10 protein-coding genes are annotated in these 11,583 nt (G+C 65.2%); 4 read left to right on the top strand and 6 right to left on the bottom strand.

The window, feature by feature from the left end; genetic code table 11:
• The first annotated feature begins 1 nt into the window (after nt 1).
• Nucleotides 2-1,225 carry an SGNH/GDSL hydrolase family protein gene (locus PST29_RS28685; protein ID WP_060844890.1) on the top strand — a complete coding sequence of 408 codons (1,224 nt, stop codon included), beginning with the start codon at nt 2-4 and terminating at the stop codon, nt 1,223-1,225.
• Nucleotides 1,226-1,825: 600 nt separating this feature from the next.
• Here the strand turns inward: PST29_RS28685 and ilvD are convergent.
• The gene (gene ilvD / locus PST29_RS28680) at nt 1,826-3,667 is read right to left on the bottom strand and encodes a dihydroxy-acid dehydratase (protein ID WP_060844889.1); all 1,842 of its coding nucleotides are present in this window, start codon (nt 3,665-3,667) and stop codon (nt 1,826-1,828) included.
• A 312-nt stretch (nt 3,668-3,979) separates the two neighbouring features.
• On the opposite strand from ilvD, the gene PST29_RS28675 reads away from it, so the two are divergent.
• On the top strand, nt 3,980-4,546 hold the full coding sequence (locus tag PST29_RS28675) for a hypothetical protein (RefSeq protein WP_060841566.1): 567 nt from the start codon (nt 3,980-3,982) through the stop codon (nt 4,544-4,546).
• Here PST29_RS28675 and PST29_RS28670 read toward each other — a convergent pair.
• Both PST29_RS28670 and PST29_RS28665 read right to left on the bottom strand, forming a co-directional pair.
• Nucleotides 4,528-5,718 (bottom strand): MFS transporter, encoded by a 1,191-nt coding sequence (locus tag PST29_RS28670; protein ID WP_060844888.1) that lies wholly within the window; start codon nt 5,716-5,718, stop codon nt 4,528-4,530. The two genes, PST29_RS28675 and PST29_RS28670, sit on opposite strands and share 19 nt — an antisense overlap.
• 114 nt (nt 5,719-5,832) lie before the next feature.
• Entirely contained in the window at nt 5,833-7,029 is a 1,197-nt protein-coding gene (locus tag PST29_RS28665; protein WP_060841564.1) for a class I SAM-dependent rRNA methyltransferase, read from the bottom strand.
• Nucleotides 7,030-7,243: 214 nt separating this feature from the next.
• Between PST29_RS28665 and PST29_RS28660 the strand changes: the two genes are divergently transcribed.
• Together PST29_RS28660 and mutM are read left to right on the top strand one after the other, a co-directional pair.
• Nucleotides 7,244-8,056 carry an HDOD domain-containing protein gene (locus PST29_RS28660; protein ID WP_164990730.1) on the top strand — a complete coding sequence of 271 codons (813 nt, stop codon included), beginning with the start codon at nt 7,244-7,246 and terminating at the stop codon, nt 8,054-8,056.
• Nucleotides 8,057-8,089: 33 nt separating this feature from the next.
• Nucleotides 8,090-8,902 carry a bifunctional DNA-formamidopyrimidine glycosylase/DNA-(apurinic or apyrimidinic site) lyase gene (gene mutM / locus PST29_RS28655; RefSeq protein WP_060844887.1) on the top strand — a complete coding sequence of 271 codons (813 nt, stop codon included), beginning with the start codon at nt 8,090-8,092 and terminating at the stop codon, nt 8,900-8,902.
• A gap of 63 nt (nt 8,903-8,965) precedes the next feature.
• Here the strand turns inward: mutM and PST29_RS28650 are convergent, their stop codons facing one another.
• The 3 genes from PST29_RS28650 to PST29_RS28640 form a co-directional block, all read right to left on the bottom strand.
• Complete coding sequence (locus tag PST29_RS28650; protein WP_007921257.1) at nt 8,966-9,217, bottom strand: YfhL family 4Fe-4S dicluster ferredoxin; 252 nt, start codon at nt 9,215-9,217, stop codon at nt 8,966-8,968.
• Nucleotides 9,218-9,351: 134 nt separating this feature from the next.
• The gene (gene coaD, locus PST29_RS28645) at nt 9,352-9,831 is read right to left on the bottom strand and encodes a pantetheine-phosphate adenylyltransferase (RefSeq protein WP_003176711.1); all 480 of its coding nucleotides are present in this window, start codon (nt 9,829-9,831) and stop codon (nt 9,352-9,354) included.
• Nucleotides 9,832-9,946: 115 nt separating this feature from the next.
• Complete coding sequence (locus PST29_RS28640) at nt 9,947-11,542, bottom strand: GMC family oxidoreductase (RefSeq protein ID WP_060841561.1); 1,596 nt, start codon at nt 11,540-11,542, stop codon at nt 9,947-9,949.
• Nucleotides 11,543-11,583: the final 41 nt, after the last annotated feature.

Below are 11,583 nucleotides of genomic sequence, written 5' to 3'. Positions count from 1 at the left end.
TATGGGGCGACTGCAAGGCATTGCGCTGTTGCTGGGCATCACCTTGCTGAGCAGTTGCAGCCCGACCACCGAGGTCCAGGCCACTCCGGCCTCGGCCCTGGCCCGGTCCGGGAGCGGAACCAAGAAAGTCGTGACCACCGGCACCGACCCGAACCTGGCACTGCTGGCGCGCAAGTTCAGTACCTCCAACCGCACCCCCATCAACATCGTGCAACTGGGTGACTCCCATACCGCCGCCGACCTGTTCAGCGGCGAGATGCGCCGCCTGCTGCAAGCGCAGTACGGCGATGGCGGCATCGGTTTCGTGGCGGCCACGCCGGTGCCCGGCACCCGCTACGAGCGAGTGATCCTGGGAGCGGCCAAGCGCCAGTGGTCCCTGGTGTCGGCGCGCAACCAGCAAAGCAACCAGTTCCCTCTGGGGGGCTACCTGTCGCTGCCGATGACCCCGGGAGCCCGGGTGCATATCGCCGAGCGCCAGCCGAGCAACCAGCAGTACCGGATTTCCGCGCTGTACCAGGCGTCCAGCAACAACACCCTGACCGCCCGGGACAACCTCAACAAAAGCAGCCGCATGCTGGCCGCCACCGGTGGACAGTGGCGCTTCAGTCCGCCGTTCAACAACCTGACCCTGCCCCTGGACCTGAACGTGGCCAACAACCAGGGCCTGGCCCTGGGCGGCTGGAACATCCTCGGGCAGAAGAGCGCCGGGGTGATCTATTCCTCCCTGGGCATCAATGGCGCGCGCCTGGATGTGCTGGACAAGTGGCAGCCCGGCTGGCTGGAAACCCTCAAGGCCCTGCGCCCGGACATGGTGGTGCTGGCCTACGGCACCAACGAAGCCTTTGATGACGACCTGGACCTGCAGCTCTATCGCAGCCAGTTGCAGGAAAAAGTCACGCTGCTGCGCAAGAACCTGCCCAAGAGCGTGATCCTGCTGGTGGGGCCGCCGGATTCCATCAAGCGCCGCAATGCCGGCAGCTGCGCGGCTTCCCAGCCGCAACCGCTGCGGCAGATCGTGCAGATCCAGAAGGACGTGGCCAAGACCAGCCGCACCCTGTTCTGGGACTGGCAGGCGTTCATGGGTGGCGACTGCTCCATCAGCAAATGGCAGGGCAGCGACCTGGCGCGCAACGACCTGGTGCACCTGACCGCCGACGGTTATCGCAAGAGCGCCGACGGCCTGTACCGTTTCCTGCGCGGGCAGTTGGGCGAACGCATGCCCTGAGAACCCGGAACCGGCTCCTATGCTGGCGCCAACACCACCCCGAATGCTGCTGTGGGAGCTGGCTTGCCAGCGAAGGCGCACGCAAGGGCGATGCAAGGTTCAAAGGCTCATTCGCCGGCAAGCCGGCTCCTACGGTGGCGGCGCCAGCACCCCGAATGCTGCTGTAGGAGCTGGCTAGCCAGCGAAGGCGCTCGCGAGGGCGATGCGAGGTTTAAAGGCCCATTCGCCGGCAAGCCGGCTCCTACGGTGGCGGCGCCAGCACCCTGAATGCTGCTGTGGGAGCTGGCTAGCCAGCGAAGGCGCTCGCGAGGGCGATGCAAGGTTCAAAGGCCCATTCGCCGGCAAGCCGGCTCCTACGGTGGCGGCGGTAGCACCCTGAATGCTGCTGTGGGAGCTGGCTTGCCAGCGAAGGCGCTCGCAAGGGCGATGCGCAAGGTTCAAAGGCCCATTCGCCGGCAAGCCGGCTCCTACGGTGGCGGCGCCAGCACCCTGAATGCTGCTGTAGGAGCTGGCTTGCCAGCGAAGGCGTCCGCAAGGGCGATGCAAGGTGAAAAAAATGCCCCGCACTTGGCGGGGCATTTTCATTTCAGGGCGATGCGATCACAGGCCGTCGAGCATGGCCTTGTTGCGTACCGCGCCCTTGTCGGCGCTGGTGGCCAGCAGGGCGTAGGCTTTCAGGGCGGTGGTCACTTTGCGTGGACGCGCTTCCACCGGCTTCCAGCCTTTCTTGTCCTGTTCGATGCGGCGCGCCGCCAGCTCCTCGTCGCTGACCAGCAGGTTGATCGAGCGGTTGGGGATGTCGATCAGCACTTTGTCGCCGTCCTGCACCAGGCCGATGGCGCCGCCGGCCGCCGCTTCAGGCGAGGCGTGGCCGATGGACAGGCCCGAGGTGCCGCCGGAGAAGCGGCCGTCGGTGAGCAGGGCGCAGGCTTTGCCCAGGCCCTTGGACTTCAGGTAGGAGGTCGGGTAGAGCATTTCCTGCATGCCCGGGCCGCCTTTCGGACCTTCGTAGCGGATGATCACGATGTCGCCTTCCTTCACTTCGTCGGCGAGGATGCCGCGCACGGCGCTGTCCTGGCTTTCGAAGATCTTGGCGTTGCCTTCGAAGACGTGGATCGACTCGTCGACGCCGGCGGTCTTCACCACGCAGCCGTCCAGGGCGATGTTGCCGTAGAGCACGGCCAGGCCGCCTTCCTTGGAGTAGGCGTGCTCGACGCTGCGGATGCAGCCGTTCTCACGGTCGTCGTCGAGGCTGTCCCAACGGGTCGACTGGCTGAACGCGGTCTGGGTCGGGATGCCCGCCGGGCCGGCCTTGAAGAAGTGGTGCACGGCTTCGTCGCTGGTCTGGGTGATGTCCCAGCGGGCGATGCCTTCGGCCAGGGTCTTGCTGTGCACGGTGGGCAGGTCGGTGTGCAGCAGGCCGCCACGGGCCAGTTCGCCGAGGATGCTGAAGATGCCGCCGGCGCGGTGCACGTCTTCCATGTGGTACTTCTGGATGTTCGGCGCCACCTTGCACAGCTGCGGCACATTCCGCGACAGGCGGTCGATGTCCCGCAGGTCGAAGTCGATCTCGGCTTCCTGGGCGGCGGCCAGGAGGTGGAGGATGGTGTTGGTGGAACCGCCCATGGCGATGTCCAGGGTCATGGCGTTCTCGAACGCCTTGAAGTTGGCGATGTTGCGCGGCAGGACCGACTCGTCGTTGTCGCCGTAGTAGCGCTGGCACAGCTCGACGATGGTGCGCCCGGCCCGCAGGAACAGCTCTTCGCGGTCGCTGTGGGTGGCCAGGGTCGAACCGTTGCCCGGCAGGGCCAGCCCCAGGGCTTCGGTCAGGCAGTTCATGGAGTTGGCGGTGAACATGCCGGAGCACGAACCGCAGGTCGGGCAGGCGCTGCGCTCGTACTCGGCGACCTTCTCGTCAGAAGCGCTGGAGTCGGCGGCGATGACCATGGCGTCCACCAGGTCCAGGCCGTGGCTGGCCAGCTTGGTCTTGCCGGCTTCCATCGGGCCGCCGGAAACGAAGATCACCGGGATGTTCAGGCGCAGGGCGGCCATCAGCATGCCGGGGGTGATCTTGTCGCAGTTGGAGATGCAGACGATGGCGTCGGCGCAGTGGGCGTTGACCATGTACTCCACGGAGTCGGCGATGATCTCGCGGCTCGGCAGGGAATACAGCATGCCGTCGTGGCCCATGGCGATGCCGTCGTCCACGGCGATGGTGTTGAATTCCTTGGCCACGCCACCGGCGCGTTCGATCTCGCGGGCCACCAGCTGACCCAGGTCCTTCAGGTGCACGTGCCCCGGGACGAACTGGGTGAAGGAGTTGGCAATGGCGATGATCGGCTTCTTGAAGTCGGCATCTTTCATCCCCGTGGCGCGCCACAGGGCGCGGGCGCCGGCCATGTTGCGGCCGTGGGTGGATGTTTTCGAGCGGTAATCAGGCATGGAGCACTCCGGGCGGCTAATCAGGGAACAAATGGGGAGTGAGCTTCTATTGACCTTGGGAACACTCAGAAATGGCCGTGTGTCCGAAAGCTGCCGATGACGTCGCGGGATCGCCGCGCGCCTCAGCCTGAGCTCATAAACCCGCCGGGGGATGACTGGCGATGAATTCGCCGATTCTACACCGCTGGCGTCAGGAAGGAATGCCGTGGCCGCTCTGCGGCGTGCGATTGCCTGGATATCACTGAGCGCTGCCAGCACGGTGGTTCCTGGTTTAGACTCGCCGCCCCTCGAACATCATCCAATGGAGCTGGAATGTCCGCGAACATGCGATCCCTGAGGTTCTACCTGGGCATCGGCCTGCTGCAGGGGCTGTTGCTGATGTGGCTGGTGCTCCATAGCGACTGGCCCGGCAGCACCATGGCCGTGGTGGGCGCGGCCCTGCTCACGGGCGGCGGCTTCGTGCAGCTGCTGGCCGGGCAGCGGCGCCAGTGGCGCACCTGGAAGGCCGCGCTGCTGCTGGCCTTCGCCGCGGCGGTGGTGGTCCAGGCCAGCAGTGAGTTGCCCTTCACGCGTGGGGTGATCTACAGCGTGGTGGCGCTCCTGCTGCTGATGACGCTGCTCAGCGCCACTGGGCTGCCGGGCCGCGAGGGCTTCGAACGGCGGCTGCTGGGGGACGGCAGTTGGATGCTGGTGGCCCTGTCAGCGTCATGGCTGGTCCAGGCGCTGTTCGATTTCTGGACCCACGAGTGGCATCTGGATCCCTTCAAGAGCGGGTTCCTGTCCTTGCGCTACTTCACCGGGCCACCCCTGGCATTCTCCTTTGTCCTCTACCTCAGGGACTTGTGCCGCTTGCGCGATCTTCAGACGCAAGCGCCCTGATAGCGGCGATTGATCAGGCTGTTCAGGCCCAGGGCGATGGCACTCAGCCCCAGGAAGCAAAGCCCGAGCGCCATCACCAGATTGCTGGCGCTCAGGCTGATGAACCCGCTGATCAGGCCACCAGCGATAAAGACGAGCATGTTGCCCGCCGACGCCGAGGTCCCGGCGTTGTGCGCAAAGATGCCCATGGCCCGCGAGGTCGCCACCGGGCGGGTGATGGTGGTGCCGGCGGTGCAGACGATCATCGGCACCAGGACCGTGGCGACGGACAGCTCGAACGGCTGCAACAGCAGCATCAGCAGGCCGGATAGGGCGATCAGCCCCAGGCCGGTGACGATCTGGGTGCTGGCCTGCAGGTAGCGGTTCATCACCCCGGCGCCGGCCCCGCCCAGCACATAGGCCGCCCCATACAACAGCAGCGCCAGGGAGTACTGGTAGGGCGTGAGCTGCAACTGCTCCATGAAAATGAGCGGGGAAATGACGATGAACGAAAAGTGGCAGGCGAAGGCCAGCGCCGAGATCAGCCAGTAGCCGACAAACGACAGGTCGGCAAACACCAGCCGGTAGGCCGCGAGGATATGCCTCTGGCCTGGCGCCGTGCCTGGCCTGTTCTCCAGCAGGACCCAGGCCTTGAGGATGACCAGCAGGCCGAGGCCGACGAACACACCGAAGCTGCCCTGCCAGCCCAGGTGGGCCTGCAACCAGGTGCCCAGCAGCGGGGACAGGGAAATGAAGATGCCGCTGGCGGTGACCAGGGCGATGCGCAGGCGCTCCTGCTGCCGGCCGACGAACAGGTCCTGCACCAGCGCCTGGGACAGCACGAAGCAGCCACACCCCACGGCCTGGACCACGCGAAACAGCAGGAACCACGGGTACTCGGTGGCGGCCATGCAGCCCAGCGCCCCGGCGATGGCCACGGCCATGCCTGCCAGTAGCAGCTTCTTGCGCCCCAGGGAGTCTGATAGCGGCCCGATCACCATCAGGGAAAACGACAAGCCGATGGCGAACAGGCTGACGGACAGCGCGATATCGGCGCTGGAGGTATTGAAGCGTTCGGCCAGGGCGGGAAAGGAGGGGAGGATGACGTCCAGCGGGAAGACCCCGAGCAGGGTCATGGTCAGCAACAGAATGACGGCCGCGGTGTTTTTCGGGGTGGCGGGGGAGTGGTCCATGGTGCCGCGCTCTCGGTCCTTGAGAAGGTGCCGAGAATCGAGTCGTGGCCGCGCAAAGTCAATCGCTGGCGCTGGCCATTCCCGCGTCGGGCGGGAATGGCCGTCGGCCGGGGCTCAGCTGTTGGGCAGCAGGCGGCAGGTGATGCTCTTGATGTAGCGGGTTTCCGGGATGGCCGGGTGCACCGGGTGATCCGGGCCCTGGCCGCCGCGTTCCAGCAGCTGGATATTGCGGTCCAGGTGGCGGGCGCTGGTCAGGAGGATGTTCTGCAGATCGTCCTCGGGCAGGTGCATCGAGCACGAAGCGCTGACCAGGATGCCGTCCTTGCTCAGGAGGCGCATGGCCTGTTCGTTGAGGCGGCGGTAGGCGCCTTCGCCGTTCTTCAGGTCTTTCTTGCGTTTGATGAAGGCGGGCGGGTCGGCCACGATCACGTCAAAGCGCTCTTCGGCGGCCTTCAGCTCTTTCAGGGCTTCGAACACGTCGCCTTCGACACAGGTGACCTTCTCGGCAATGCCATTGAGCGCGGCGTTGCGTTCCACGCCATCGAGGGCAAAGCCCGAGGCATCGACGCAGAACACTTCGCTGGCGCCGAACACGCCGGCCTGCACGCCCCAGCCGCCGATGTAGCTGAACAGGTCCAGCACCCGCTTGCCCTTGGCGTAAGGCGCCAGGCGCGCGCGGTTCATCCGGTGGTCGTAGAACCAGCCGGTCTTCTGGCCTTCCATCACCGGGGCTTCGAACTTCACGCCGTTCTCTTCCAGGGCGACCCACTCCGGCACCAGGCCGAACACGGTTTCGACGTAGCGGCCCAGGCCTTCGGCGTCACGGGCGGCGGAGTCGTTCTTGAACAGGATGCCGCTGGGCTTGAGCACCTGGACCAGGGCGGCGATCACGTCGTCCTTGTGCTGTTCCATGGTGGCCGAGGCCAGCTGGACCACCAGGATGTCGCCGAACCGATCCACCACCAGGCCCGGCAGCAGGTCGGAGTCGCCGTAGACCAGGCGGTAGAACGGCTTGTCGAACAGGCGCTCGCGCAGGGACAGGGCCACGTTCAGGCGATGCACCAGCAGCGACTTGTCCAGGGCCAGCTTGGCATCGCGCGACAGCAGGCGAGCGCAGATCAGGTTGTTCGGGCTCATGGCCACGACCCCCAGAGGCTTGCCGCCGGCGGCTTCCAGCAGCGCCTGGTCGCCTGCCTTGAAGCCGTGCAGTGGGGTGGCGGCCACATCGATTTCGTTGCTGTAGACCCACAGGTGGCCGGCGCGCAGGCGGCGATCGGCGTTGGCTTTGAGGCGCAGGCTTGGCAGGGACATGACGTCGCTCCGGAAAAAAGGGCGCGATTATACCTTGCTGCGCAACTTCAGCGACGGCCAATGGACCTGCGGCTAAAGGCGCAGGGTAAAGTTCCTGTCCGTTCGCCCAACATTGGCCCGTTAGAGGTTAGAATCGCCGCCTCAGCCAGAGTGTGTACTTATGTCCCAAGAGCTATCAGCCGAACAGATTCAGCAGGCCCTGCAAGGCATCAGCGTGCCGCCTCAGCCGCAAATCATGGTGGATTTGCAGATGGAGCAGTACATGCCCGATCCCGATCTGGAGGTGATCGCCAAGCTGATCTCCCAGGACCCGGGCCTGTCTGGGGCGTTGCTGAAGATCGTCAATTCGCCGTATTACGGGCTGAGCAACAAGATTGCTTCGATCCAGCGGGCGGTGAACCTCCTGGGCAGCCGCTCGATCATCAACCTGATCAATGCGCAGTCGATCAAGGGCGAGATGAGCGATGAAACCATCGTCACCCTCAACCGCTTCTGGGACACCGCCCAGGATGTGGCCATGACCTGCCTGACCCTGGCCAAGCGCACCGGCTCGCAAGCGGTGGACGAAGCCTACGCCCTGGGCCTGTTCCATGACTGCGGCGTGCCGCTGATGCTCAAGCGCTTCCCCGACTACATGGCGGTGCTGGAAGAGGCCTACGGCAGTGCCGGACCCGAGCGGCGGGTGGTGGACACGGAAAACCGTGCCTTCAACACCAATCACGCGGTGGTCGGCTACTACACCGCCAAGTCCTGGCGCCTGCCGGAACACGTGACCAACGCCATCGCCAATCACCACAATGCCCTGGCGATCTTCAGCGACGAGTCGTCGCGCAACAGCCAGCTGAAGAACCTGCTGGCGATCCTGAAGATGGCCGAGCACATCTGCGCCTCCTACCGGGTGCTGGGCAACCAGACCCAGGATTTCGAGTGGAACAGCATCGGCCACCTGATTCTCGATTACGTCGGCCTGTCGGACTACGACTTCGAGAACCTCAAGGAAACCGTGCGCGAGCTGGGCGCACACTGACTGTTCATATCGCAATGAGTGCCTGAGGCGAAGATGCCTGAATTACCGGAAGTCGAAACCACCCGGCGCGGGATCGCGCCGCACCTGGAAGGCCAGAAGGTCAGCCGGGTGATTGTTCGTGAGCGACGTTTGCGCTGGCCGATCCCCGAGGATCTGGACGTGCGCCTGTCCGGGCAGCGCATCGTCCAGGTGGATCGTCGGGCCAAGTACCTGCTGATCAATGCCGAAGTCGGCACCCTCATCAGTCATCTGGGCATGTCGGGCAATCTGCGTCTGGTGGAGATCGGCCAGCCGGCGGCCAGGCACGAACATGTGGACATCGAACTGGAGTCGGGCCTGGCCCTGCGCTACACCGACCCGCGCCGGTTTGGCGCCATGCTCTGGAGCCTGGACCCGCTGAACCACGAGCTGCTGGCGCGCCTGGGGCCGGAGCCGCTGACCGATCTGTTCGACGGCGAGCGCCTGTTCCAGCTGTCCCGGGGCCGCTCCATGGCGGTCAAGCCGTTCATCATGGACAACGCGGTGGTGGTCGGGGTGGGCAACATCTATGCGACCGAGGCGCTGTTCGCCGCGGGCATCGATCCGCGTCGTGAAGCCAAGGGCATTTCCCGCGGTCGCTATCTGCAACTGGCGATCGAGATCAAGCGCATCCTGGCGGCGGCCATCGAGCGCGGCGGCACCACCTTGCGCGACTTTATCGGCGGTGACGGCCAGCCGGGGTACTTCCAGCAGGAGCTGTTCGTCTATGGGCGTGGCGGGGAGCACTGCAAGGTCTGCGGCACGGGGCTGCGGGAAATCAAGCTCGGCCAGCGGGCCAGCGTCTATTGCCCGCGTTGCCAGAGCTGAGGCGCTTGGCCGGCCTGCCGGCTCCTACAAGGGGTTGTGGGAGCCGAAACGAGTTTCCATCACTCAAGCCTTGCCGGTGATCTTCCGGTACTTGGCCATCAACTCTTCTTCGGTTTCCGGGTGCGCTTCGTCCAGCGGAATGCAATCCACCGGGCACACTTGCTGGCACTGCGGCTCGTCGTAGTGGCCGACGCACTGGGTACACAGGTTCGGATCGATGACGTAGATCTCTTCGCCTTGGGAGATCGCCGCGTTGGGGCACTCGGGTTCGCAGACGTCGCAGTTGATGCAATCGTCGGTGATGATCAGGGACATGGGGGACTCCGGCCTGGGCGGCAGGCCCGGGCATGTAAAAACGAATGCGCGCAATTGTGCCGTATTGACGCCCGCAGTGCACGCGGGCGTGATGGCTGGCGTCAGGCAATGGCCCCGCAGCGGGGCCAAGGGGCTTACTTCTTGAAGCGCAGGGTCAGCGCGTCGGCGACGGCGGGGTGGACGAACTTGGTGATATCGCCACCCAGGGCGGCGATTTCCCGGACCAGCGTCGAGGAAATGAACGAGTAGCGCTCCGACGGAGTGAGGAACAGGCTTTCCACGTCCGGCGCCAGTTGGCGGTTCATGTTGGCCAGCTGGAACTCGTATTCGAAGTCCGAAACTGCTCGCAGGCCCCGCAGAAAGACATTGGCGTTCTGCTCCTTGGCGAAATGCGCCAGCAACGTGGAGAAGCCGACGACTTCAACGTTGGGCAGGTGCTTGGTCACCTCGCGCGCCAGTTCCACGCGCTGCTCCAGGGGGAACAGCGGGTTTTTCTTGGGGCTGGCGGCAACGGCGATGATCACGTGGTCGAACAGCCGCGAGGCGCGCTCGACCAGATCGCCGTGGCCCTTGGTAATAGGGTCGAAGGTACCTGGGTACAACACTCGGTTCATCGCGTCGTCCTGGCGGGAATCCGTTGGGGAGTCGGATGGTATCGCAGCCTTCCCGGTCGGCCAAGTCGCCTTTTAGAGAAGAAAGCCCGATGGACGCCGAAATTTCCCGGCTGTTTCACGCCGTTTTCAAGCGCTGGGCCAGGGCCGTGGCCAGTTGCGCCGTCAGGCCGTACACCGACAGCTGCGGGTTGGCGCCGATGCTGGTGGGGAACAGCGAGCCGTCGTGGATCGACAGGTTGTGCAGTTGATGGTGGCGCCCGAGGCTGTCGGCCACGGCGATTTTCGGGTCTTCGCCCATGGCGCAGCCGCCCATCACGTGGGCGCTGCCCAGGCGGGTGCGGTACAGGGCCAGGTCCAGGCCGTCGATCTGCGCACGCACTTCGCCCAGGGTCTTGGCGAAGCGGGCATCGCTGTGCAGCGGCTTGACCGCCTTGGCGCCACCGGCGAACTGGATCTCCGCCATGCTGTGGAAGGCCCGGCGCAGGCCATCCCAGGCGTAGGGTGAAACCTGATAGTCGAGCACCGGGGTGCCATCGCCGCGTAGCTCGACGTTACCGCCGGTGCTGTCGGGGTGGAAGCCGTCCCGCAGCAGGGCCAGCATGGCGTGGGTGTGGGGCAGTTGCTCCATGGACAGCCCGCTCTGCGGCCCGAAACCGCCCAGCAGGGTGCTGGCCAGGGCCGGTTGCAGGGGCGGCACTTCAAGTTTGTAGGACATCTTGCCGGTGGTGCCGTCCTGCCACTGGAAATGGTCGGAATAGATCGATTGTGGCGCGCCGTAGAACGGGTTGATCACCTCGTCGAACTGCCCGGCGGAGAAGTTCACCAGGTGCAGGAAGGTGCGCTTGCCCAGCCGCGAATGCGGGTCCGGGGCATCGGAGCGCAACAGCAGGGCCGGGCTGTTGATGCCGCCGCCGGCCAGCACGTAGTGCCTGGCCTTGACCGTGATGGTGCGCCCGGTGGGGGCGACGCAGCGGGCGTCCATGGCCTGGCATTGCAGGCCGCTGACCTTGTCATCCTTGATCAACAGGCGCTCGGCCCGGGCCAGGTACAGCAGTTCGCCGCCTTTCTCCAGGGTCGCCGGAATGGTGGTCACCAGCATCGACTGCTTGGCGTTGGTCGGGCAGCCCAGGCCGCAATAGCCCAGGTTCCAGCAGCCACGCACGTTGCGCGGAATCACGTGCCAGCTGTAGCCCAGGGCTTCGCAGCCCTTGCGGATCACGTCGTTGTTGGCATTGGGCGGCATGACCCAGGGCGCGACACCCAGGCGCTGTTCCATTTTTTCGAACCAGGGCGCCATCTCGGCCGAGCTGTGGCCCACCACCCCGTGTTCCCTGGCCCAGTGTTCCAGGGTCGGGTCCGGGGTGCGAAAGCTCGATGTCCAGTTGATCAGGGTGGTGCCGCCCACGGCCCGGCCCTGGAGGATGGTGATGGCGCCGTCCTTGCTCATGCGCCCGATGCCTTCCTGATAAAGGCTGGTGTAGGCCTGGTCCTCGAGCATCTTGAAGTCGTCGCTGGTCTTGAGCGGGCCTTCCTCGATCAGCAGCACCTTGAAGCCGGCGGCGCTGAGGATTTCGGCGGTGGTGCCGCCACCGGCGCCGCTGCCGATGATGGCGACATCGGCTTCCAGGGTCAGGTCCTGCTCCAGCTGCGCGCCGTTGTAGGTTTTCCAGCCACGGTTCAGGCCTTCGCGGAACAGATCAGGTACAGGCATATCGGATGCTCTCTTATTATTGAAGGCTCGGCGCGGATCCA

The organism is Pseudomonas sp. St29 (assembly GCF_001547915.1).
In the GTDB taxonomy this organism is placed as follows: domain Bacteria; phylum Pseudomonadota; class Gammaproteobacteria; order Pseudomonadales; family Pseudomonadaceae; genus Aquipseudomonas.
Note: the sequence above shows the minus strand (reverse complement) of the source record. Positions and strands in the feature narration are given on the sequence as shown.

Bases quoted from the DNA above. Each gene is read 5' to 3' on its own strand.
- PST29_RS28685 (WP_060844890.1), top strand. From the start codon at position 2: ATGGGGCGACTGCAAGGCATTGCGCTGTTGCTGGGCATCACCTTGCTG.
- ilvD (WP_060844889.1), bottom strand. From the start codon at position 3,667: ATGCCTGATTACCGCTCGAAAACATCCACCCACGGCCGCAACATGGCC.
- PST29_RS28675 (WP_060841566.1), top strand. From the start codon at position 3,980: ATGTCCGCGAACATGCGATCCCTGAGGTTCTACCTGGGCATCGGCCTG.
- PST29_RS28670 (WP_060844888.1), bottom strand. From the start codon at position 5,718: ATGGACCACTCCCCCGCCACCCCGAAAAACACCGCGGCCGTCATTCTG.
- PST29_RS28665 (WP_060841564.1), bottom strand. From the start codon at position 7,029: ATGTCCCTGCCAAGCCTGCGCCTCAAAGCCAACGCCGATCGCCGCCTG.
- mutM (WP_060844887.1), top strand. From the start codon at position 8,090: ATGCCTGAATTACCGGAAGTCGAAACCACCCGGCGCGGGATCGCGCCG.
- PST29_RS28650 (WP_007921257.1), bottom strand. From the start codon at position 9,217: ATGTCCCTGATCATCACCGACGATTGCATCAACTGCGACGTCTGCGAA.
- coaD (WP_003176711.1), bottom strand. From the start codon at position 9,831: ATGAACCGAGTGTTGTACCCAGGTACCTTCGACCCTATTACCAAGGGC.
- PST29_RS28640 (WP_060841561.1), bottom strand. From the start codon at position 11,542: ATGCCTGTACCTGATCTGTTCCGCGAAGGCCTGAACCGTGGCTGGAAA.